This window comes from Nostoc sp. (assembly GCF_036917395.1).
In the GTDB taxonomy this organism is placed as follows: Bacteria; Cyanobacteriota; Cyanobacteriia; order Cyanobacteriales; family Nostocaceae; genus Nostoc.
On record NZ_JBALDI010000084.1, the window covers coordinates 117,581 to 141,781 of the forward strand.

The 24,201-nt window shown below is 42.2% G+C and carries 17 protein-coding genes and 1 pseudogene; 10 read left to right on the forward strand and 8 right to left on the reverse strand.

Annotation, left to right across the window (positions count from 1 at the left end; genetic code table 11):
- Nucleotides 1-228: 228 nt before the first annotated feature.
- Nucleotides 229-1,914 (forward strand): potassium-transporting ATPase subunit KdpA, encoded by a 1,686-nt coding sequence (gene kdpA / locus V7K46_RS29625; RefSeq protein ID WP_335119640.1) that lies wholly within the window; start codon nt 229-231, stop codon nt 1,912-1,914.
- Nucleotides 1,915-1,967: 53 nt separating this feature from the next.
- Here kdpA and V7K46_RS29630 read toward each other — a convergent pair whose 3' ends face one another.
- Nucleotides 1,968-2,201, reverse strand: coding sequence for a hypothetical protein (locus V7K46_RS29630; RefSeq protein WP_335119642.1), 234 nt, complete (start codon nt 2,199-2,201; stop codon nt 1,968-1,970).
- Nucleotides 2,202-2,416: 215 nt separating this feature from the next.
- Here V7K46_RS29630 and kdpB point away from each other — a divergent pair, with 215 nt between their 5' ends.
- The 3 genes from kdpB (at nt 2,417) to V7K46_RS29645 (ending at nt 6,824) form a co-directional block, all read left to right on the forward strand.
- Nucleotides 2,417-4,522 (forward strand): potassium-transporting ATPase subunit KdpB, encoded by a 2,106-nt coding sequence (gene kdpB, locus V7K46_RS29635; RefSeq protein ID WP_335119699.1) that lies wholly within the window; start codon nt 2,417-2,419, stop codon nt 4,520-4,522.
- A 442-nt stretch (nt 4,523-4,964) separates the two neighbouring features.
- Nucleotides 4,965-5,567, forward strand: coding sequence for a K(+)-transporting ATPase subunit C (gene kdpC, locus V7K46_RS29640; protein WP_335119701.1), 603 nt, complete (start codon nt 4,965-4,967; stop codon nt 5,565-5,567).
- A gap of 72 nt (nt 5,568-5,639) precedes the next feature.
- Nucleotides 5,640-6,824 carry a universal stress protein gene (locus V7K46_RS29645; RefSeq protein ID WP_335119644.1) on the forward strand — a complete coding sequence of 395 codons (1,185 nt, stop codon included), beginning with the start codon at nt 5,640-5,642 and terminating at the stop codon, nt 6,822-6,824.
- A 4-nt stretch (nt 6,825-6,828) separates the two neighbouring features.
- Here the strand turns inward: V7K46_RS29645 and V7K46_RS29650 are convergent, their stop codons facing one another.
- From V7K46_RS29650 to V7K46_RS29660, 3 genes are all read right to left on the reverse strand, one after another.
- The gene (locus V7K46_RS29650; RefSeq protein WP_335119646.1) at nt 6,829-8,328 is read right to left on the reverse strand and encodes a carotenoid oxygenase family protein; all 1,500 of its coding nucleotides are present in this window, start codon (nt 8,326-8,328) and stop codon (nt 6,829-6,831) included.
- A gap of 97 nt (nt 8,329-8,425) precedes the next feature.
- On the reverse strand, nt 8,426-9,832 hold the full coding sequence (locus V7K46_RS29655; RefSeq protein WP_335119648.1) for a folate/biopterin family MFS transporter: 1,407 nt from the start codon (nt 9,830-9,832) through the stop codon (nt 8,426-8,428).
- Between the two features lie 652 nt (nt 9,833-10,484).
- A complete protein-coding gene (locus V7K46_RS29660; RefSeq protein WP_335119650.1) occupies nt 10,485-11,288 on the reverse strand; it encodes an Npun_F0296 family exosortase-dependent surface protein in 804 nt (267 codons plus the stop codon).
- A 718-nt stretch (nt 11,289-12,006) separates the two neighbouring features.
- Here V7K46_RS29660 and V7K46_RS29665 point away from each other — a divergent pair.
- The 4 genes from V7K46_RS29665 to V7K46_RS29680 all read left to right on the forward strand — a co-directional run bounded on the left by V7K46_RS29665 (nt 12,007) and on the right by V7K46_RS29680 (nt 17,673).
- A complete protein-coding gene (locus V7K46_RS29665; protein ID WP_335119652.1) occupies nt 12,007-13,251 on the forward strand; it encodes an anhydro-N-acetylmuramic acid kinase in 1,245 nt (414 codons plus the stop codon).
- A gap of 120 nt (nt 13,252-13,371) precedes the next feature.
- Nucleotides 13,372-13,818 carry a hypothetical protein gene (locus tag V7K46_RS29670; protein ID WP_273762642.1) on the forward strand — a complete coding sequence of 149 codons (447 nt, stop codon included), beginning with the start codon at nt 13,372-13,374 and terminating at the stop codon, nt 13,816-13,818.
- Nucleotides 13,819-14,008: 190 nt separating this feature from the next.
- The gene (locus tag V7K46_RS29675) at nt 14,009-15,022 is read left to right on the forward strand and encodes a glycosyltransferase family 2 protein (RefSeq protein WP_335119654.1); all 1,014 of its coding nucleotides are present in this window, start codon (nt 14,009-14,011) and stop codon (nt 15,020-15,022) included.
- Between the two features lie 1,100 nt (nt 15,023-16,122).
- Entirely contained in the window at nt 16,123-17,673 is a 1,551-nt protein-coding gene (locus V7K46_RS29680) for a serine/threonine-protein kinase (protein ID WP_335119657.1), read from the forward strand.
- 466 nt (nt 17,674-18,139) lie between these two features.
- On the opposite strand, the gene V7K46_RS29685 is transcribed toward V7K46_RS29680, so the two are convergent.
- From V7K46_RS29685 to V7K46_RS29700, 4 genes are all read right to left on the reverse strand, one after another.
- Complete coding sequence (locus tag V7K46_RS29685; protein WP_335119659.1) at nt 18,140-18,337, reverse strand: NblA/ycf18 family protein; 198 nt, start codon at nt 18,335-18,337, stop codon at nt 18,140-18,142.
- 1,206 nt (nt 18,338-19,543) lie between these two features.
- The gene (locus V7K46_RS29690) at nt 19,544-20,269 is read right to left on the reverse strand and encodes a Stp1/IreP family PP2C-type Ser/Thr phosphatase (RefSeq protein WP_335119661.1); all 726 of its coding nucleotides are present in this window, start codon (nt 20,267-20,269) and stop codon (nt 19,544-19,546) included.
- 16 nt (nt 20,270-20,285) lie between these two features.
- Complete coding sequence (locus V7K46_RS29695) at nt 20,286-21,971, reverse strand: ABC1 kinase family protein (protein WP_335119703.1); 1,686 nt, start codon at nt 21,969-21,971, stop codon at nt 20,286-20,288.
- A gap of 158 nt (nt 21,972-22,129) precedes the next feature.
- Entirely contained in the window at nt 22,130-22,456 is a 327-nt protein-coding gene (locus tag V7K46_RS29700) for a DUF6825 family protein (protein ID WP_273762648.1), read from the reverse strand.
- A 636-nt stretch (nt 22,457-23,092) separates the two neighbouring features.
- On the opposite strand from V7K46_RS29700, the pseudogene V7K46_RS29705 reads away from it, so the two are divergent.
- Nucleotides 23,093-23,341, forward strand: a pseudogene (locus V7K46_RS29705) (Uma2 family endonuclease); the annotation flags it as partial.
- Between the two features lie 47 nt (nt 23,342-23,388).
- The gene (locus tag V7K46_RS29710; protein ID WP_335119663.1) at nt 23,389-24,069 is read left to right on the forward strand and encodes a Uma2 family endonuclease; all 681 of its coding nucleotides are present in this window, start codon (nt 23,389-23,391) and stop codon (nt 24,067-24,069) included.
- Nucleotides 24,070-24,201 lie beyond the last annotated feature (132 nt).

Genomic DNA, 24,201 nt, shown 5'->3' on the forward strand with positions numbered 1-24,201 from the left:
GAAAGTAGCAAACTTTGAAAATGTATTGTATAAACAAATAGTCCTAATTAGTGAGATAGATGAATTAACCGGAAAATTTAAATAATCTTAACAAAAAGTTTAACAAGTATCTGGAAAAGAGTAAGAACCGAAAATAGTAAATCCCTCGAAATGAAATACCCCAACAGTTAATCTTTTATTTTTAAGAATTGACTTGCCAGCCCTTAAATTTAATTTAGCGCGAAATATATGGGACAAGGTTTTTTGCAAATTGGCTTAACGCTGTGTATCGTCATCGCAATCACTCCGCTATTCGGTAGATACATAGCGCGTGTCTTTTTGGGAGAAAGAACACTGCTTGATTTTTTAATGAACCCGATAGAGCGAAGTATGTTCGTACTAGCGGGTGTCCGCAGGAAAGATGACATGACGGGTTGGCAGTATATCCAGGCTGTACTGTGCAGCAACCTGATTATGGGTATTTCAGTGTATCTGCTGTTATATTTTCAGAGACTCTTGCCGTGGAATCCTAACGGCTTCGGTGCGCCCAATTGGGATATATTATTGCACACAACCATTTCCTTTGTGACGAATACCGACCAGCAACACTATGCTGGTGAGACAACCTTGAGTTATTTTAGCCAGGTAGCGGCTTTAGGCTTTTTGATGTTCACCTCCGCAGCTACCGGTTTATCTGTGGGAATTGCCTTTATTCGCGGGTTGACGGGTAGAAGACTGGGGAACTTTTACGTCGATCTCGTCCGTGGAATTACGCGAATATTGCTGCCGATTTCGATTATTGGAGCGATCGCCTTGCTTGTAGCAGGTGTACCACAAACATTAGCTAAGACTCTGGATGTGAGAACCTTAGAAGGCGGGACGCAATATCTTGCCAGAGGTCCGGTGGCATCCTTTGAAATGATCAAACTTTTGGGCGAGAACGGCGGTGGCTTTTTTGGCGTAAACTCAGCCCATCCCTTTGAAAATCCCAATGGCGCTTCTAACTTAATAGAAATGCTCGCGATGATTTCTATACCAGCAGCCTTGATTTATACCTACGGTATATTTGCCAACAACATCAAACAAGCTTGGCTACTTTTTTGGATGGTGTTTGTGATTTTTGTAGTTCTGGTGGGAGTGACAGCCGTCGGAGAACTACAAGGTAATCCCCTTGTTAATAATGCCTTTGGATTAGAACAGCCCAATTTAGAGGGGAAAGAAGTTCGGTTTGGCTGGGCACAAACGGCATTCTGGGCAGTTATGACTACAGCTACTATGTCTGGTGCTGTGAACGGGATGCACGATTCTTTAATGCCGCAAGGAATATTTTCGATTCTCTTCAACTTGTTTATTCAGGTTATCTGGGGTGGTCAGGGAACTGGAACGGCTTACCTATTCATTTACTTAATTCTCACAGTGTTCCTAACTGGACTAATCGCAGGACGCACCCCAGAGTTTTTAGGACGCAAAATTGAAAAGCCAGAAATCGTCCTCGCCAGCGTGGTGCTGTTGATTCACCCAATTCTAGTTTTGATTCCCAGTGCGATCGCATTGGCTTATCCCATCTCCCTATCTGGAATTAGCAATACTGGTTATCATGGCATTTCTCAAGTAGTTTATGAATACGCCTCAGCAGCAGCAAATAATGGCTCCGGCTTAGAGGGGTTGAAAGATAACACCCTGTGGTGGAATTTAAGTACTTTAGTTAGCTTAATAGGAGGACGCTATATTCCGATGATTGCCATCTTACTGTTAGCTGACGGGATGTCTCGCAAACAACAAGTACAAGAAACCCCTGCTACCCTAAGAACTGATTCTCTGGTATTTACTGGGATCACTGCTGGAGTGACATTGGTTTTGGGAGTGTTGACTTTCTTTCCCGTTCTGGCTTTAGGCCCCATAGCTGAGGGTTTGAAACTAGCATCTGGCAATTAGAAAATTTATGAGTTATAAGTTTGGAATTAAGAGAATACCAAAAAATAAATAAATTATCCGATTTCGTAGGGGAGCCAGTGCGTTGCGGTGAGTCCAGCGCTGTAGGCGAGTGGCTTTCCCGTTGGGAGGTTCCCGACGCAAGGGTAGCACAGCGTAAAGCCTGCGGCATGGCAACTCTTAGAGACGCTCTTGTGTTCGCTTAAAGCGACTGTGCGTAGCGTCTGACTCGCTAATGCTGCGCTATCTGTTGTAGCAACTGGTGTTGTGTTAGCGATCGCGTAACGCACCTTACAGGTTGGATCTGTTTTTTATTGAATAATTCCTAATAACTGCTAACTCCTGTACAGACGCGATTAATCGCGTCTCTCCTAACTCCTGTACAGACGCGATTAATCGCGTCTCTCCTAACTCCTGTACAGACACGATTAATCGCGTCTCTCCTAACTCCTGTACAGACGCGATTAATCGCGTCTCTCCTAACTCTTAACTCCTAACTTTATTTATAAATCAAGTGGCAACTAACTTCAAAGCTAGACGCCCAAATTCGCGTGCTGGCGATCGCCGCCAAGCACGTAAAAAGGCGAAGACAAGTACTAAGTGGCTGTACTTAAGGGCAATTAAAGATGCTTTTGTCAAGCTCAACCCTAAGTATGCAATCAAAAACCCAGTGATGTTTGTGGTTTGGGTGGGGACAATCATCACCCTATTGCTAACAATTGATCCCAACCTATTTGGCCCAGCCCTCCAAAAGAACCCGCAACTTTTCAACGGCTTGTTGTCGGGGATTTTATTCTTTACAGTTTGGTTTGCCAATTTTGCCGAAGCCGTAGCCCAAGGACGGGGTAAAGCCCAAGCCGATGCTTTGCGATCGACGAAATCAGAGACGATCGCTAAAAAACTTGCTCCCGATGGCACACTTAGTGAAGTTCCATCCACCAGCCTGAAACAGGGCGATACCATCTACGTCGTTGCTGGCGATATCATTCCCGCCGATGGCGAAGTAATCATGGGTGTCGCCTCTGTGGATGAATCGGCAATTACTGGGGAATCGGCACCAGTATTGAAAGAATCAGGCTCCGACGTAACTAGTTCCGTTACTGGTGGGACGCGGATTATCTCAGATGAACTAATTATCCGCATCACATCTGACCCAGGCAAAGGCTTTATTGACCGGATGATTGCCTTGGTGGAAGGGGCAGAACGCAGCAAAACACCCAATGAAATTGCCCTGACAGTATTGCTGGCAGTTCTGAGCTTAGTATTTTTGCTAGTCGTGGTAACCTTGCCCGCACTTGCTTACTATGTCAACAGTCCAGTCAGCGTGCCAATTTTGATTGCCCTATTAGTAGCATTAATTCCGACGACGATTGGCGGCTTACTAAGTACCATCGGCATTGCTGGTATGGATCGAGTTGCCCAACTTAACGTCATTGCCACTTCCGGACGAGCAGTCGAAGCCTGTGGAGATGTCACCACTTTAGTGCTGGATAAGACAGGTACAATTACCCTCGGCAACCGTTTGGCGGAAGACTTTATCCCAATTAACGGTTATTCAATGTCGGAAATTGCTAATGTTGCGTGGGCAGCTAGTGTCTTTGACAATACACCAGAAGGAAAATCGATTGTTCGATTGGCAGAAAAGCTAGGGGCACGGTTTGATTTTGACTCAAGTCAAGCAGAAGGAGTTGATTTTTCCGCCGAAACCCGCATCAGTGGCACCAACTTGCCTGGAGGGCATGAGGCTAGGAAGGGAGCAATAGAAGCCATTAAAGGATTTGTCCGTTTCTACAACGAACGCGATAGCGCAGAACTAGATGCTACCTACGAACGAGTTTCTCGCCTGGGAGGTACACCCCTAGCAGTCAGCCTAGATAACGAAATCTATGGGGTTATTTATCTCAAAGATATAGTTAAACCTGGTATCCGCGATCGCTTTGAGCAACTGCGACGGATGGGAGTGCGTACCATCATGTTAACTGGAGACAACCGAATTACAGCTTCTGTGATTGCCAAAGAAGCTGGGGTAGATGATTTCATCGCCGAAGCCACACCAGAAGACAAAATCAGCGTCATTAAAAAGGAACAAGCAGCAGGCAAACTGGTTGCCATGACGGGAGATGGAACTAACGATGCTCCAGCATTAGCCCAAGCTAACGTTGGTGTTGCGATGAATACAGGAACACAAGCTGCAAAAGAAGCCGCCAACATGGTCGATTTGGACTCCGATCCCACAAAGCTGCTCGATATCATTAGCATTGGTAAACAATTGCTGATTACTCGCGGGGCATTGACTACATTTTCTATCGCTAATGACATTGCTAAATACTTTGCGATTATCCCAATGATATTTGTCGCTGCTAACCTGCAAAGCCTGAATATTATGAATTTGACTAGCCCTAAGTCTGCTGTACTATCAGCGCTGATTTACAACGCTTTGATTATTCCAGCTTTGATTCCCTTGGCATTGCAGGGTGTGCGGTTTAGACCCCTAACAGCTAATCAGTTAGTCCAACGTAATATCTTAATTTATGGCTTAGGTGGAGTGATTGCGCCATTTATTGGCATTAAGTTGATAGATATACTGATTACAATTGTGGGCTTGGCTTAAGGACAGTAAAAGTAGAGATGCTACCAAATAAGCGCATCTTACTAAGGTAAGATAATAAACATTTGACCTTTTTTATTTTTACTTTTACCTATTCAGAAGGGGAACAAAAAGAATATGAATAAACAGGTCGATGTTTGGGAGAAGTTTCTGCCAATGAATCTGATACAGGCGATGTCCTTTGTTTGGTGGCAATGGCATAAACAACACCTACTAAAGAAGACGCAAAGAGTGGGGGATGCACTGATACGGCGCTATAGGCTGCACCATGTCTGTTTGTCTGTGTGTCTTCTCAACACTCGCTATTTTTATCCTGCTGTGCTTGAATGTGGTAATTCCCCCAGTTGTTTACGCTGTTGCTGACAGCACCTTGGAACGTCCTTGTGCTTGGGTAAAAGAATTAAAAATTAAAAATAAAATATTAGCAGCAATTGGAAAACTTTTTATGGCTATTATTCGAGAAACTATCAGAGCAATTTTCATCACTCTAATGCTTTGGTTGTTGACTGCAATCATCTATCCTTTGGTAATCCTTGTAGTGGGTCAAGTTTTTTTGCCATATCAAGCCAATGGCAGCATTATGCGGAATCTAAATAATCAACCAATCGGTTCGGCTTTGATTGGTCAAGTGTTCACATCTGAGCGATATTTCCATCCCCGTCCCAGTACTGTTAGATATAGCCAAGGCAAAAAAGCCAAGCCAACTGGCATATCTGGAGCCAGCAATCTCGCTGCAAGCAATCCAGAGCTACTCAACCGGATTCTAGAACAGGCAAATCAATTGCGAGACGAAAATCTTCAACCAATTGCTGATATAATTTATACGTCTGCATCTGGTTTAGATCCGCATATTTCATTAAAGGCAGCCCGGCAGCAATTGACGCGGGTTGCTGGTGCGCGGGGAGTAAAAGAAGATGAGATCCTCCGTTTAATTAATAAGTATAGTGATGGCAGATTTTTATGGATTTTTGGGGAACCGGGAGTCAATGTTCTGCGATTGAATTATGCTCTTGACTTGCAAGATTTTAATCGTCAGCAAAATCAATAAACGGGTCATTGGGCATTAGTAAAGCGCCGTTTTCTGATGAAATAGGATTGCCATACAGATACCAAGAATGAAATGTCAGATAATAGTAATACTACTTCGGCTGGCACAGCACCTTTAAATTCTGCAAGTTACTCTTTTTATCCGGCACGACGGCGGGGTAAGCATAAAATTTTTATTGGCATGGCTCCTGGGGTAGGCAAAACCTACCGGATGTTGGAAGAGGGACACGCACTCAAACAGGAAGGAATTGATGTTGTCGTTGGGCTTTTGGAAACCCACGGACGCAAGGAGACAGCTGAGAAGGCAGAGGGACTGGAAATTATAGCCCGCAAGCAATATCTTCGGGGTGAGTTGACACTAACGGACATGGATACAGATGCTATTTTAAAGCGATGTCTGGCGACAAGCCGCTTTGCGTCTACGCCCCAATTAGTCTTAATCGATGAACTTGCCCATACTAATGTCCCTGATTCTCCACGCGAAAAACGCTACGAAGATGTAGAAGTAGTTTTAGCAGCAGGTATTGATGTCTACTCCACAATGAATGTGCAACATTTAGAAAGTCTCAATGACTTAGTAGCCCGAATTACTGGGGTGGTAGTCCGTGAGCGTGTTCCTGACAGAATTCTGGATGAAGCAGATGAAGTTGTGTTAGTAGATGTCACACCGGAAACCCTGCAAGAACGGTTATTAGAAGGGAAGATTTACGCACCGCAAAAAATCCAACAATCCCTCGATAACTTTTTCCAACGTCGTAACCTGATTGCTTTGCGGGAGTTGGCTTTGCGGGAAGTTGCAGACAACGTGGAAGAAAATGCGATTGCTACTACTCCCAACGGGCAATTTTGTAATATTCACGAGCGGGTTTTGGTGTGTGTATCCACCTATCCCAACTCAGTGCAACTGTTACGCCGGGGTGCGAGGCTGGCTAACTATATGAACGCGCCGCTTTATACCTTATTTGTGGCCGATTCTGAGCGCTTCCTTACTAAAGAGGAAAGCTTACACATCCACACTTGTGAGAAACTTTGTAAAGAATTTGAAGGTACTTTTCTTCGTGTTACCAACAGTAATGTAGCTAATGCGATCGCCCAAGTCGCCGAGAAATATCGGATCACCCAAATTGTAATTGGAGAGAGTCAGCGATCGCGCTGGCAAATGCTCCTCAAAGGATCTTTGACGCAAAAATTGGTGCGGTTGCTCAAAAATATAGATTTGCATATCATTGCCAGCGAAAAAATGGTTTCACCCAAATAGGGGATCAAATTTTTAGAAAAACCTTAGAAGTAAAGCTTCCATGCAAACCATAAGGGATATGATGCTTGAGATGTAGCCGAGCAATTACTCCTTTATGGAAATCACTGGCATCTAAAATCACCACATCTGAGCGGTGATGAGTAGCATCATAAACTAAAGCTAATATCCAACCATCATCTTCCTTTTCAGAATCTGGGCGTGGGACAAAAATCGGTTCACCTACAAAACCACGGGGTGCAGCACTCCAAAATTGTCTTTCTCCAGACTCTAAATCAATTTTCAGCAATGCTTGTAAGGGAGCATTACCAGTCTCTGCATGAGCCACACCTATATATATATATCGATAAGGATGTCCCACATTTGCCGGATGTATGCTGGGAAATTCACAACAACGACCATCAATCAATTCCCGCCGGACTGTCCCATTCTTCAGATTCAGATAAAATCGCCAAAGTTGCCCAGGTGAAAGTGCCTCAATATCAACTTGTCGAAAATCGCTTTCGGGTTCTACTTCTGGGAAAGATTGGTAGCAAATGGAGTCAATCAAAACTTCGTCTCCTACTTCAAAAGCATTAATGTGGTGGAAGACGAAACCCGACTGAGTTTCCAGAATTTTTATCTTTTCTTGCCCTTTTTTGGGGAAGCGGGGAATAATTAGAATTTGAGTTGGCTGATTTGGCTGAAATTTGATACATTCTCCCGCCGCACGTATTCCTAAGGCGAAAGGTATGGGATTGAAGGTGACAGGATTTTGAAAGAAGATGCAGTAATTGGCAGTAATGACAAAATCGTGGATGAAACAAAAACCTGGAACACTATGAGCGTGGTGTCTGACAATTTTACCTGCTGAGTTTAGCTCGAAAATAGTAATTGTGGTAGATAATCCCGGCTTAATCGAGAAATTTACCAGACAAGGTGCGCCCCCATCTTGGTCGCAATTATTTTCCAAGCGGGGATGTGCAGCGAAAGCTTCATCGGCTGACAAGACACCATTAAAATATTCATTGCCCAAGGTTTCAAGAGTATAAGGATCGAGGCGATATGCTTCACCCCCTTCCCACAGCGCTAGTAGTTTACCACCCCAATAAATAACATTTGTATTAGCGATATTTTTGAGTTTGAAGTCAAAGATATTAGCTAGCCAACCGCCGGGTTTTTGAGTACCAAAAGTACCGCGATAGAGAATTTTTCCCGCCTTTTGCTCTGCCAAATAGCCAGTTGTGTGGACAAAGCGGTTACGAAAATGAGCGCGACCGTTGGTAAAGATAATTTTGCTAATCATCCCATCCCCATCAAATGGGTGATGAAGAGGTTGCCCATTCACATCCAGCAAACCAGGGCCATTTCTAAACAGCGTACCTTCTAACTCTCTGGGAATTTGTCCTTCTATATCATCAATCCAATAATCAAACTCTTGGGTGAGAGATTGATATCCTCCTTGCCAGTCTGCACGAGTGTAGGATTTTTCTGTAACTGGGCTTTCTTGACTTTTAAAACTTTGCATGTACTTTATTTTTTATTGTTACTTTGCACGAAAATATGTAGCCGCTAAAAATAATTCATTTGCGACTTTGCTACGCCAGTGCGTGAGATTTATTACACTATTCCACTATTTTCGACTCTGGTTCTCTCAGTACCAACTCAGACATCAAATCTGGCAAAAACGGTTTTTCGCTATCTTTGGGTGTCTCAGTTTGCTCTTCAGCAGGTAGCCAGTTGATAAATGGTAGGGGTAATAGCGTGCTGAGGTTAGTAATTAACACCAACAGCCAAAGTGACTCAAAGTTCGTTGCGGTGATCCCCAGCCAATACGTGATTAATGCCCCAAATGCCCGAGAAACCGTTCCGGCAGAATTAAACACTGACATTAACAAGGCAAATAATGTCGCTTCCACACCAGAGGGACAAAGCCTTGCTGCTAGAACCATCACTTGCATAAAGGCAATTTGACCCATCACGGAAAGAACAACACTATCACCCAAACTAAACCAGTGGTCATCTATACCCAACCGCCTGTTTGTGTGAGTCACTAACAACAGCATCGTCATCCCTAAAATTGACGAAAGGACGGTACTCCATGCAAAAATCACCCGAAAAGGGATACTTTTGAGAAAACGTTGAAAAATCCAAACACCTGCTAGAGAAGCGAAACTTGTTACCAAGTGTACCCGCCCCAAAAATTCTGGTTCAAAGTGTAATTCGTTGGTAGAGAAGTAGAAAAAGGCTGAGTCAGCACTTGGCGTAGCTTGCCAGACGAAGATAAACGCCGTTGGTAGCCAAATTGTTTTTTGGGTAATGGCTTGGCGTAGCTGCTTCAGTTGATGTTTGATTGGTAAAGAGTTGGTATTATCTTGAGAATCTTTGCTAACGGGGGACTCAGCAATTAACCAAGCTACCCCTGAAACGATCAGAGGAAACAAGGCGGTAATTCCAAAGACAGTACGGGTAGTAAAGTATTGCAGCAATAGACCGCTAAAGTATGCTGTTATCAAACCTCCGATCGCAGAAGCACCCCAACACACAGATTGTAGTGAACCGGCTTTCGCTTGCGATTCGCCTCTGGCTCTTTCAACAACCAGTGAGTCAACTATGACATCACTCATGGCGACACTAAGAGAACTAAGAGCGATCGCTAACGTAGCTGCCCAGGTAGTATGAACTATTGTGGCCAGACTTACCCAGGAAGCAGTTCCCAGTATCCCGGATAAAATCAAGTAAGGACGCCTACGATAGCCAAATATAGGCAAGCCATCAGAGATAAAACCAAACACTGGCTTGATCATCCAAGGTAGCAAGACAATTCCGAATAGCGCCGACACCTGGACTGGACTCAGCAGCAGTTCATCTTTGAGGAAAAAGCTAACGGCTAAACGCGATAGCCCTAAAATTCCTTGGACAAAGTAAACGGTGAGAATTGCAATTAACTCCGCATTGGGTTCATTACCCAAGAAGATTTTTTGTGTTAATGAGTCTTTAACTTTGGACAAGCCAGATGATTGAAGCACCATTCGATAAATATTTTTTAAATTTTATCTACTTTTCTATCATATCGATATCTTAAGACCTGGGCTTTAGGATCAGTTCTTAAGCCTCTGGACTGGGTAATGCCGACATCTCCAAGCTAAAGCAGGGACTAATCCAGGCATTGTCCAACTTTCTCCAAGTGTTGTAGAGCGGCTGATGATCAAATAAATGGGAAAATAATTAGGGCGAACTTACCTAAATAAGTTCGCCCTAACTTGTATTTAATGTTGACTTTTCACTGGAACTTTTGAAATCCTGCCTATGGCACACTACGCCAACATAAAGTCTGGAAGTAGAGTATAGAGAAAATCAGGCAAATCTTACTGAGCTAGAATTAGTATCTTTTAAGAAATTGCTTTCCATGCAACTTCTCGTTATTACGCTTGCAGATAAACTTGATGATCTAACGCCGGAACGCCCAAAACTTAGGCTAGCACCGCATAAGTCCAGCATCTCTGTAACACTTTTCCCAAAACGACTGCGGTTAGTACACTAATTGCAAAGATAAAGGGCATAAAGGCTGGAACAAAAAAACGGTGTTATTAACGTTGCGAGTGACATTCCCTTAATTATCATTAAAAGTGCAGAAGACCCTTAATGTGAGCCAGAAATCGTCTTGTTTGCAAATTGCAACAGTTATGACAATTGCAAAAATGACTTTTTATTGACTCGACGAGTCAGAACTGAAGTAGCACCCACCAAACCAATTACAAGAACTCCTAATACAGAAGAAGACTCAGGAACTGCTGCTGTAACGACATTACCGGTGATACTCTTGTAGCTAGTGGCAACTGTGTGATTATCTGATTCAAAACCAGTTCCGCCAACATTGGTGAATTGAACCTGATCAAAAGTTCCGCCAACATCGTAGAAGTTGATAAACGCAAAGGGTTCTCCAGAATCCTGATTTTGGAATGTAGAATTAGGATTACCGTAGTAGCTGGCTTTATTTGGTAGCTTTCCGATATAACTAACAACATCAGCGGTGGTCATACTTTGTACAACCTGACCTTGTGAAAGAAATGTAATTACGTTGTTACTATCTCCCGCAGACCACCAAAGTCCAAAGTAACTTTGTGGGGTTGTCAAATTTAGGGTGGAAACCGTTTGACCATTACCTGATCTACTGGTATCTACATCAAAATATTTGCCTGTTCCACCAGCACCACCATATTGATCTGCATTCACGATCAGAGTCTTCTGATAGCTACCAATATTTGTTGTTCCCTCATTCCATTGAAAGCCTGTTGCACTGTAACCTTGTGTTTGTGCATCAAAATTTTGTATATGAGCATTAACAAGATTTGATAATTGTGCATTTTGCACGCCTGGGTTTTCTATTGATACCGCAAAAGACGCAGCCATTACAGGACGGGTAACAGTAGCTAAGGACAAAACAACACCAGAAGCGATCGCGGACTTAATTAAAAGACTTTTCATTGGACAATCCTTTTCGTTTTTCTAATCTTTCGCGTTCATAGCCTCATTGTGCGATGTGCCTCCAAATTCCAACATCAGAAGGATTACTACTTTTTCTATTTGATTATACTTAGACAAAGATGTTGTTTTTCAATTAATATTTTGAGAAAAATCACTGAGATTATGTTTTATGATGTTTATTACTTTATGTAAAAAGCGTGAAGTTATCAGTGCAAAATTGTAAAGAAGCTTTATTTATAAGACGTACTATTTTGTGATTTGCAGGCAATTTATATTTTTTTGGTTCTAGATCAAGAAGGTATGAGGCATTGGACTAAACCAATCCTTTAAAAACCTATGTTTATCCCTTAACTTAATAGTTTTTAAATTTTCTGATCAAGATTACCTTGGTTATTATTTAAGATAATTAGATAATCTACATAATGCTAGAGTGATTAACTTCTTAATCTCTTTGTGACAACTGATTGTATCAATTTTCACAATATATCTAGATAGTTCTAATACCTTTAATAACTCTGGAATTGCTGTAATTTGCAACGTAATTATTTTTTCTGCTTCAAGGGAATCCCATGTTCTTTGACAGGTAGCCGTCGGCTGCCTCTAACTCCTTCTCTCACAATTCGTCTTTCTCCGTCAACTATGCCACCTTAGTATTTTTTGACATGGGTAGTAACATGAATTAAACTACCTCTTGCAATTAACAAAAGAATCTTTATCAATGCATCCGACTGAAGAAGCTGCTGTCCCTACTCGCGTTATCGGTTTAATTAGTGGCACATCCGTAGATGGCATAGACACTGCGTTGGTAGAGATTTCCGGTACAGAATTAGATATCAAAATTGAGCTGCTAGCTGGAGCAACATATCCTTATCCAGCCGAACTCAGAGAAAGAATATTGGCAGTTGGTGCAGGCGTTGCCATCTCAATGGCAGAATTGGCAGAAATAGATGATGCGATCGCTCAAGTATTTGCCCAAGCCGCCCAAAATATTCAAATTGGTCATCAGCCAGCCACTCTCATTGGCTCCCACGGTCAGACGGTTTTTCATCGACCACCTGGGGGAGCAGGGGAGCAGGGGAGGAGAGAAATCTTAATTTCTGACTCCTCACGGGCTAAACAACAGCTATCCGTTAACAGCACTCCCTTGGGTTACAGCCTGCAACTAGGGCGCGGTGCATTAATTGCCAATCTTACAGGCATTACAACCGTGAGCAACTTCCGCGTTGCTGATATTGCTATTGGTGGTCATGGTGCGCCTTTGGTGCCCAGAGTAGATGCCTATTTGCTCAGTCATCCTGAAGAAGGGCGTTGTATTCAAAACATTGGTGGTATTGGTAATGTTGCTTATATTCCGCCTCAGCATGGCAACTGGCTCTCAAAAATTCGCGCTTGGGATACTGGCCCAGGAAATAGTCTGTTGGATCTAGGGGTGGAGCATTTAAGCGCTGGTGCTAAAACTTACGATGAAGATGGCAATTGGGCAGCGAGTGGTACTCCTTGTCATCCGTTGGTAGAACAATGGCTCAACCAAGACTATTTTCATCTGCCGCCACCCAAATCTACTGGTCGAGAGTTATTTGGTGTGACTTACCTACATCAGTGTTTAAAAGATGCCCAAGCATACCAACTCAATGCTGCCGACGTACTGGCAACTCTCACAGAACTTACAGCTGCTTCAATTGTTCAGAGTTACCGCACTTTTTTACCGGAAATGCCACAACGGGTACTATTATGTGGGGGTGGTAGTCGCAACCTCTATTTGAAACAAAGATTACAGTTATTGTTGACATCAATACCAGTCTGGACTACAGATGAAGTCGGTTTGAGTGCAGATTTTAAAGAAGCGATCGCCTTTGCGGTTTTAGCCTACTGGCGAAATTTGGGTATTCCTGGCAACCTACCTACTGCCACTGGGGCACCTCAAGAAGTGCTTTTGGGAGAAATTCACAAAGCTCAGTCCTGAGTTCTGAGACAGGAACAATAAATAAGATAAAAAAATTTCTTCATTCATTTAGCACTCGCAACTCAGCACTGCTATAACTGTAGTCTTGGCGGCACTCGATCAAGGCAGGGAATATAGAATGTGGCTCATACTTTTTTATTGGAACCAGGACGCTGGGCAATGCAAGGAAATTGGCTGGAACGTAATGGTATGCCAATCAGCGTCAAGGGTATGACCTTGGTAGCTTGGAATCGAGATAACTGGTTCACTATGGCTACAAAGCTGATATTCCCAGGTAGCGATCGCTCTGAAATCTCTCTGCAATACAAGGGGCGGCTGCATGATGGAGAGCGTCAGTATACTTTTTTGCTACAACATAATATTTTGGGGCAGGTTGAAGGTGAAGGCTGGATTGGTCTAGATACTATTGTGCAGCGTTACTGGGTACTAGGCGATCGTCAGCGTCGTAGTGGCTTTGAAACCCTCCACCGGATTTCGGAAGATACATATTACCTCAGTAGTGGCATCTTGGCTGGTCATTTTTTGACTAACACAATGGAAGCTAGCCTAGAGCGTCAGTCAACTTAAGCGCTGTATGTTTAGGCTGGAAGCCGACTGCTCAAACAACTCTGGCAACGTTCAATGTCTCATATCTGACCTTAAGGAGTCATCGTTTATTTTCACCAACCTACTGAGTTGTATACTAAAAAAGTAGTTATCAAATTATCGTCAGGATTTTAGCATTTTTACCGAACCGTGTAGTCTGGAGTTGAGTTTCGTGAATCCTAAAGTATCTGTCATTATCCCTGCTTACAATACTGAAGCTTATATTGCCAAGGCAATAGAGTCAGCCTTAGAGCAAACGCTCACTGATATTGAAGTTATCGTGGTCGATGATGGTTCAAGTGATAAAACTGTAGAAGTCCTTAAAAGTTTTACTGACCAACGTCTCAAAGTAATAGTTAATCAACAAAACCTTGGGGTTTCTGCTGCGCGTAATCGTGCCCTCAGAGCAGCCCAAGGAGAATGGATTGCTGTTCTTGATTCAGATGACTGGTATGCTCCCGAAAGATTAGAAAAGCTTGTGTTGCTGGCAGAGGAAACAAATGCAGACATGATTGCTGACGATCCTTATTTAATCAAAGATGGTGCTACATCTCCTTGGAGTACATTGATTCAAGAAAGTGGAGAACATATAGATAAAATTCTTCAAATTGATCTCATTTATTTTGTGGAAACTGATATCTATGGAAAAGCAGGATTGCGTCTTGGTTTAAGCAAGCCTATATTCAAACGAGAATTTCTGGTTAAGCACGGCATTGATTACGATGAAACCGTCAGCATAGCTGAGGACTTTTGGCTTGATCTGAAATGCTTAATCAATGGCGCTCGCTTTTTTATTGTGCCAGAATCCTATTATTTCTACCGCTCACGCCCTATTTCTCTTGTACGTCAAAGCATATTGTTACGTCTAAATCAATACATAAGTGCTACTAATTCTTTCATGCAACAAGAAGTTGTGAAAAAAAATCCAGCTTTAATGCGTGCTCTGTCTTATAATCTTGCAGTTTATCAGAAAAATCTAGCTTACTTTCAAGTTGTAGTGCCTATAAAGCAAGGAAAATGGTTAACAGCATTAAGAAAAATGGGAGAAAACCCCAACTTCTTTCCTTATTTTCTTTCCAAATTTAACACTATTATCGAACGTCGAATTCAATACTATGTGAGGGGTAATAAATCAGTTTATGATATGTCTTATAACGTAAATAAAAAACGAAAAGCTACCAATTAGTATTATTACAGTTTTATCAAGAAATAATACATCCTTAGAGGATGGTTTAAAAGGGTCTTTTCCTCTCCTAGTTAGGATAGCAAAGTATCTCAGTATATGGCTAAAACCTTGATTTATCGTCGAAGTTAACTCAAGTGAGAACAGCAAAATTATACCTATTGGGACTTTTAAAACATTCTCTTACATAGTCAGAATCAGCCTTAAGGTTAAAAACCTGGTCAGGCAATAAGTATTTGTCATTATCCCTACTTACAAAACAAAGGCAGATGACAGTCTTACTGAAGGTAGGAGGAAAGTACTAATCAAGCAAAACTTTAGTTGTGGATCATTGCTCACTAAAATAACAGTTATAAATCCTAATAGACTAGAGCATTGTTTACAAAACATCAGGGCTTGGATCTGATAAAATCTGCCCAGCAGGGCTTCATGTCATCTCCTCAGGCTTTATTTATATTTAAAACTCCGCACTCATTACTCAGTTATCAGAACTCTGTGGTGAGTGTGGTGCTACCTAATTAAGCTTTTTGGCAGATACTATAGTTATCTATTGAGTCAAAATTGGGCAAACTAAAATTACACCACAATGAAAGTGCAAAATGTTTACAAAGCGTCATTTTAAATAAATAAGTACGAATCAACCTAACTATGTAACAAAATGTAAAACCGTCAAAGTCCTTGTGATTGCAACTCTTGGAGACGCTACGCGTAGCTTGCTTCTCCGTAAGAGTACGTTGCACTCCGTTTCAGTAGCAATGACATACTTATAAATTTTCCTCCCTACCTACTTAAATCTACCCTTTCTGCTTGTTTGATCTGGCATGTTGCACTAGTTGTAATAACTGTCTCGGTTGCAAACTGCCAGTTGATGGTTTCAATGTTCTAAAAAAGGACTGAAAAAAGCTAGTACAGCACCGCGTAAATAGACCAACGATTGGAAATAGCCCAAAAGTCTAACCTATAAGCTTTTTAACTTTTGACTTCCATTTCTGCTTTGTGGTACGAGCCTAGAAAGTCATTTCTGGGCGCAATAATTCAAATCTCAGTTTGAATGCATTTTTCCTCCCAAACACTTACAACCTGCTTTTGGATTCAAATTCTCTATGTCAGACCCCAACATTGGTCGCTTACTCAGCAAACGCTACCAACTCCAGGAGTTAATCGGTACTGGAGCAATGGGTCGAGTTTATCGTGCTAAAGATACTTTGTTGGGAGGTGTACCTGTTGCAGTTAAGTTTCTGGCGCTATCAATCCAGAATGAAAAGATGCGATTGCAAGACCGCTTTGAGCGAGAAGCAAAAACCTGTGCTTTACTAGGGCAAAAAAGCATCCACATTGTCCGAGTCATGGACTATGGCGTAGACGACAATAACACCCCGTTCTACGTCATGGAATACCTAGAAGGACAAAGCCTGAACAATATTATTCGCAAGCAACGACTGCCTTTACCAAGATTCCTGAGTATGGCGCGTCAACTCAGCCTGGGGTTGCAGTGCGCTCATGATGGCATCCCAGTTGAGGGTACTATTTGCCCAATTATCCATCGGGATGTTAAGCCAAGCAATATACTGGTGATTCAAGATGCCAGTTTCGGAGAATTGGTCAAAGTTCTAGATTTTGGGATTGCAAAGTTATTACAGTCAGATGGCGACCATACAAAATTCTATTTGGGGACATTGGCTTATTCTTCTCCCGAACAGATGGAGGGTAAAGAATTAGACAACCGTGCTGATATTTATAGTTTGGGAATTATGATGTTTGAGATGCTCACAGGCAAAATGCCACTGGTGGTTCCATCTCATTCTTTTGGAGCATGGTATAAAACACATCACTATCAAAAACCACGTTCTTTTGCTGAGGTTGCGCCTGGATTAGAACTACCAAAAGAAATTGAAAATTTGGTAATCAGCTGTCTAGCTAAAGTAGCACGCGATCGCCCCCAAAGTATCACTGAAATCTTAAAAGTTTTAGCGTCTCTAGAAAAGCCTGAGCATACACGCGAAATTAAGCAAGATCATCCGCTAGTTCCTGTTACCACAGTCAGCACTGAGCTTGAACAAAAGACAAAATCCGATTTGCAGGTATCCTGGTCAAACGATGAAATCGCTCGTGCCATTTCCTGGCCTCAAAATAAACCAATTGCCGATATTGTCTTTCCCCAGCCCATTCATACCAATGGAGAGATTTTACCAGCCCTGTGGGTGATGCTACCGCAAGAAGAAATTCAAAAGCGCTTAGTGTGTACCCGCTATAACCAATTTCTGTTCATCTCTATTCCCCATCCGATGCTGCTATGGATTACTGTCATCTACAACCACAAACATAGTGCTAAATGGTTACCTTATTACCTTGATCTCAAAACCAGCCTTGGTCAAGAAATTGCTCGATTACTACAGCACACAGGTTATTACCGCCTGTTATTCTTTGCACGAGAAACACCAAATAGCTGTACCCATATCTTACTTTCTAGCGTCGCTTCTGCCCAGCGCCAACGACTGCAAGAGTGGGTCGCAATGAGCAATACAATGATGTCCTCTGCCGACCCGCAAATTAGTAAAAGCTTACTCAAAAGCGAGTACGAAAAGATTAAGCCTCAAATTCTGGCAAAACTGGAAAGTATTGATACAGATTCTGCATACGAGTTTTCCAGCTAGAAATAATTTCTTAATGTTACATCTTTTAGATGAAACTAAGGGGTACTGACTCAGCGAATGTAAACTTTTATAAACAAAATATATATAAAGATGTAAGTTCTAGTTATATGTATAAAGAGTGAAAACACTAGCTGCCAAATCACGGCTATCTAAATTCTCTGTCAATCTTCCTGTATATATCATTCCGGGGGATTGTAAATTTACGCAGGTTAATCAGCACAGTAGACGAACCAAAAGGAAGTCTGGCTCAAGCAAACAGTAGATTTGTCCTACAAAATAAAAGTAAGTCTAGACTTTAGCAGATGTATCGTTGAAAAGTTTACTCATTGTAAGTTTTTGGAATTGCATTTTTGTCCAAGCTTTACGGAAATTAGTTATCGAAGTTGACGCCCCGACATCACCAGCTCTTTTCCTCCTTGGAACCAAGCAAGAGAAGGAGGTCGCCCACTGCGACAGTAGAACGACTCTATGCCATAGTGGAACCGGAATCTAAGCCCCACTGGTGCTTAAGAAGTTCTTGATAAGTTGCCTCGCGCACTACCATTTGCTCATAAAGCTTTACCAAAAAGTCTTTGGCTTGCTCATGGGTCATATTTTGCACCTGAGTAGAAAATGAGCAGATGCTAAATTGCTGTTCCAAGGATAGTTTCATTGGTTGATTCATAAGTTAACTCCGAAAAAACAACGCGTAAAGATGATATCGCTCACAGAAGTCCAAATTGGATAATATTTGGACTTATAACTGTCCAACATTTGTTCCTCCGTATTAAGAAAGATAACAATTGTTTGACACATTGCCCACATCCTAAATGTGGACTTTTTCTGGTCTGATATCTTGCACCTAATCCTACTGATATACCACCCAAGTCAGCCGAGCATATTCCGAAAAATAGGCTTCGTTTGAACTCAGATAAGTATAACTACCTCCCCGACTCCTAACTGCTTTGCATAACTCTCGTTTGCAAAGAAGTTCAGATGTTATCCTTAACCCTCAATAGTTTTTCTTAAACAGGAAAACTAGGATGCTGTCTCCCTAATATGGAGGAAGCTTTGGAGGGTAGGGATTTTAAGGAGGTTGGGGAATGAATGGTAATAAGCGTGAATTATAGTCGCTCTACCTTATTACGTGCAAGATGTCAATTTACCAATTTATGGAAATTCAGCCTCCTTAAATCACTTTGGAGGCTAAAAATATTTGTATCAAATTGTAAAAAGGAAAAATGCTCAGGCTGAACAAATTGCTGAGTATATCTACCAAATAGGAGTCAGGAGTAAAAACTCATAACTTTGCTAATTCGGGATTTTAGATTTTAGATTTTTCCTTCAATCCCTGACGCAAGGGTAGCGCAGCGTAAAGCCTAGTCCGCGAGCATCTGACTTGCTAACGAGCGAACGCGAACAGCGTCTTTAAGAGTTGCCATGCTGTAGAGAAGGCACAACTCTTGGAACCACCAAGGGCGCAGTGACTCCGCAGATACCAAAGCTACGGTATACACACAAGTCTTTTAGGCGTTGCATAAATGTAGGATGAATTTGCAGTTGAAACCATTAAAAATTCCTTGCAAATTGGGCGAAATCATCCCATGATTCAGCAACACCGTCTTTTAGAGTTGCCCCAGAGGCTTTTTATCCCCTCAACCTGCCGATAAATTGGGGGTCAAAAATTTCAAAGTCCGCCAATTTCTTGGGGGATTTAGGAGGATTAGACGATGTTTTGCATCCTATGTAAAGATGTGTGTACACCGTAGTTATCCCATTCGTGAGAAGGGGAGACGCTGCGCGAAGAAGTCGGGAAACCCGGTGTTAGCACCTGACTCACCGCCCTGCTTCACCAAAATTTAAAATCTAACATTGAATGACTCATAACTTTTTAGTCAAGTGAGACGATGACAACTGTGATGTTATCGTGCCCTCCATGCTCCTTAGCAGCCTCAACTAGAGAAATGGCGACCTTATCAAGCCAAGGACTGTCTTGGAGGCAGCTAGCAATCTTCTGTTCGACAAGTTCTTCGGTGAGACCATCACTACATAACAGCAAGCGATCGCCAGCTTTTACATCCAGTGGTTGCACATCAATCTGATGCAAGTCTTCACGCCCCAAACAGCGCGATAATACATGACGAAAAGGATGTAATCGTGCTTCATCTAAGGTGATGTCACCTATTTTGATTGCCCGTGCTACCCAAGTGTGGTCTTCTGTTATCTGTTCTAATTGCGACTCTCGGAAGCGATACAGCCGCGAATCGCCAACATGAGCGCACCAAGGCGACTCTGGGGAGCGAAAAATTACCGCTACAACCGTTGTACCCATGTCGCCGCGTTCGGGATGATTTTGCTGATCCTGCAAAATCGCTTCATTGGCACCCCACAAAGCTTGCTCTAGCAATTCTTGAGAAGATTTAGAAGATTGCCAATTTGCCAGCAAATACGCCTGAATTTCTCCAGTAGCAATCCGACTTGCTTCCTCACCTCCGGCATGACCACCCATACCATCGGCAACAACGAAAAACCGTCCCTCTGGGTCGATATGGTAATTATCCTGATTATTAGAACGAATAAGTCCCGGATCGGTAAAACCCGTGAAATTAAGTTTCATAAATTTTTTGCAACAATTAATACATCCGATCGTAACGGTCTAGGCGTAAAAGTAGTCGGATCAGGATCACTGAAAGCCCTGCTGCAATTAAACCAGGCACTAGTGCCCACCATACATAATTGGTAACCACTAAAATCGTAGCTGAAAGTGTGAAACCACTGATTAACAGAGCATAGCTTATTGAAAGCTGAATACTGCTCTGCCGCCGCAACAGCCGTTCAGTTTCTATAGACCGAACGCGCAAGCGCATGTCTCCCCGTTCTAGCTTTTCTAGCGTGTCCTCTAACCTACGTGGTAAACCCAACGCAGTACTACTTACCTGAGCTGCTTGGCGACTTAATTCGTTAAGAAAGCTATTCCCCTCAGAACCATTCATATCGGTTATAAGCTGCATTGCATATGGTTGGGCAACTTCCATAAAGTTAAACTCTGGATCTAAACCTTTGCCTACCCCTTCTAAGGTAGAAAAGGCTCGCATCACAAAAGTGAAGGTTGCTGGAAATCTAAATGGCTGATTATAAGCTATTTCGTAAAGGTCGTCACTAATTGCCGCGACCGATTGATTTTCAAAAGGCTTATCCATGAAATGATCCAGCATATACTGGACGGAACGCCGCACTGGGCCCATGTCATCGGTTGGGGCGATCGCGCCTAAATCGATCAGAGACTGAACAACGCGATCCCCATCTTTTTGGGCAATGCCAAACAGTGTTTGCATCAATCCTTCACGGACGTTGGACTTAATCCGCCCCATCATGCCAAAATCGTAGAATATCAAAGCACCACTTGCACTAATAGCAATATTGCCTGGGTGAGGATCGGCGTGGAAAAAGCCACTATTGAGTAACTGTAGTAAGTAAGCTTGAGCGCCTTGACGAGCGATCGCCTTTCGATCCAAACCCGCTGCTTCTAAAGCTTCATACTGGCTAATTTTAATTCCAGGGAGATATTCCAAGGTCAGTACTCTAGAAGTGGCGTAACGCCAGTATATTCTTGGGACATTCACCCAATCGTAGCCACGAAAGTTCCGGCGAAAAGTATCGGCGTTACGACCTTCGTTAAGATAATCAATTTCTTCCCAAAGAATGCGGCAACACTCTTCATAAATACCCAACCAATCTCGCCCCCGTCCCCATTTGGGATGGTTTTGAAAGTAGCGGGTAATTCCCTTGAGAATTTGTAAATCTATTTCAAATAACTTCTTTAGTCCAGGACGTTGCACCTTGACAACAACCGATTCCCCAGTATGCAGTACAGCTTTGTGTACTTGCCCCAAGCTAGCAGCAGCTAAGGGAATAGGTTCAAAATTATGGAATAGTTCAGGAATTTTCTTGCCTAGTTCTTTCTCAATCGTCGATTCTACTTGTTCATAGCTAAATGCCGGTACTTTGTCTTGTAACTTGGCTAGTTCTTCTACATATTCACCAGGGAATATATCAGCACGCGTAGAAAACAGTTGCCCAACTTTGATAAAGGTTGGCCCTAAATCCAGCAGGGTATTGCGAATCCAGACTGCTTGGGTTTTGCGTCTTGCAGCTTGCTTTGCCTCAGTCACACCACCTGGATAACTCCAAGATTTGTTGTATAGCCAAAGTTTGAACAATAACGTCAAGACAAAAGACCAAATGTCCACAAAACGCCGTCTGCTAGAGTATTTTTCCCGATTCCAACGGTATGCCTTATCTGAATAACCTTGTTCCATATGCTGTGTGTACCGTTGGTTTGCAACCGAATCAGTTAGAAGAAAAGACACTCTGATTCCTAAACTGTTTTTGATCAAGTGCCATTTGTGTTTTGTCCTTTGTCATTTGTGCATAATTTTTGGCCTAATGACTAATGACCAATGACCAACGACTAAATTTATGCAGAAGTTCGGCGATAATGTTGCAATTCTGTTCGTAACAGGGCAATTTCTGCTCGTAATTCATCAATATCTGCTTGCAAGTCACCTGAATCAGAATTAGCTTGCCCACTACCTGTGGTAGGTTGACCAGCATTAGCAACTTCTGCTGACCGATTTGCCCGCTCTAGGACTTCTTCTGTAAACTGGCGCAACTGCTCTCTAGCTTCCGCATCAAATTTGCCTAGATCACTCAAAGCATCGGTCAAGGCGACCTCTAAACGCTCATTAACTACTTCAGCTACCGCTCTGCCTACGAAAAAGGCTTGTACAAGGGGGTTACTCATAAATTTTTATTACGTTGATCCGCAAGAGAATTATAACTTGCCTGTATGCTTTACGGCTTCTGCTGGGGAGTTAGAGATTTACGTGACGCGATATGCGACTTCAGCCTTGGCGAATAGAATTGCCAAGTTTACGGGCACACAAACGAGAGCTACACCGACCTGGGATCACATATATCGTGACATTCCAGTAACTCTCGATAATATTACTCTGGTGTACTGGGTGAATAGGTTGTCATTTGTAAATCGTGACATTCCAGTAACTCTCGATAATATTACTTTGGTGTACTGGGTGAATAGGTTGTCATTTGTAAGAGGATGTTTGAAAAGTATTAGACGAATATAATTCGCTACTACACAAACGAAGTCCACCTCCGTGGAAGGGATGAATCAAGGGTTTTTAACCCACGTACCCCGTTGGCGAATTCGCAAGGTACGTGGGTTAAGTCTCGTGTAGCCGAGATTTCCAGTCGCCAAGGCAAGTAATAAATTAGACTTTCCAAACATCTTATAAGGCTTGCTCTCTCAATTTGAAACTTTGAGTAATATTAATTCGGTTTAGATTATGGAAAATTACCCAAAGTGCTACTTGATAATCATTGATACTTACGATTATTTGTTCGACAGTTTCAATATCCATTTTTTGTAATGTTAGTAACTGAACGTAAAACCTGTAAAAGTGGGGTCGTTTGGGAAGAATATGGCAAATATCCAAATGTAATTATAGAAATTCTTTCTCAATCAACAGCTAATACTGACAAGGATTTAAAGTAAAAAGTTTATCAAGATACTTTCTGCATACCTGATTATTTTTGGTTCGACCCCTACACACAAGAATTTGCGGGATTTCATTTAGGAGATGGAGAGTATCAACCTTTACAAGCAAGTGAGCCTGCTAAAATAAATTTATAACTACTTGATGCCATATCCATTCTATGACTATTGCTCAAGAATTAGATTCTAAAAAAGGCATCTGCCAAGATGTTATATTTCCCCCTGGCGATTTATATAGTGATGAGCCTCCCTTGGAAACCGAACTGCATCTACGGCAAATAATCCTACTTTTCAAATGTCTGGAATGGCTGTGGCGAGACAGAAATGATTTCTATGCGGCAGGAAACCTGACTATCTACTACAGTCCGCGCCAACTGAAATCGGAACACTTCCGAGGACCAGACTTTTTTGTAGTGCTGGGAACTGAACGTAAAACCCGTAAAAGTTGGGTAGTTTGGGAAGAATATGGCAAATATCCGAATGTAATTCTGGAAATTCTTTCAGAATCAACAGCAAATACCGACAAAGATTTAAAGAAAACAATTTATCAAGATACTTTCCGCACACCAGATTATTTTTGGTTTGACCCTTACACACAAGAGTTTGCAGGATTTCATTTAGTAGATGGAGAATATCAACCTTTACAAGCAAGTGAACAAGGATATTTGTGGAGTCATCAGTTAGGGTTATATTTGGGAATTTATCAGGGACTATTGCGGTTTTTTACACGAGATGAGCAACTAGTACCAACACCTGAAGAAACGGCAGAACTATTAGAACAAAAGGGAAAACGTTTGGCAGCAAAACTGCGGGAGTTAAATATCGACCCAGATACTATTTAGACTACTGCCATAGCATAGTGTGCCGGAAGCATTTGCTTGTTTTCGCAAAGCGTGAATGTAGTACGATTTATCTTTCAATAAGAATGTTAATCGCATCCTCTATTTGTAAATATTCCTCTGGAGTGAAGTATT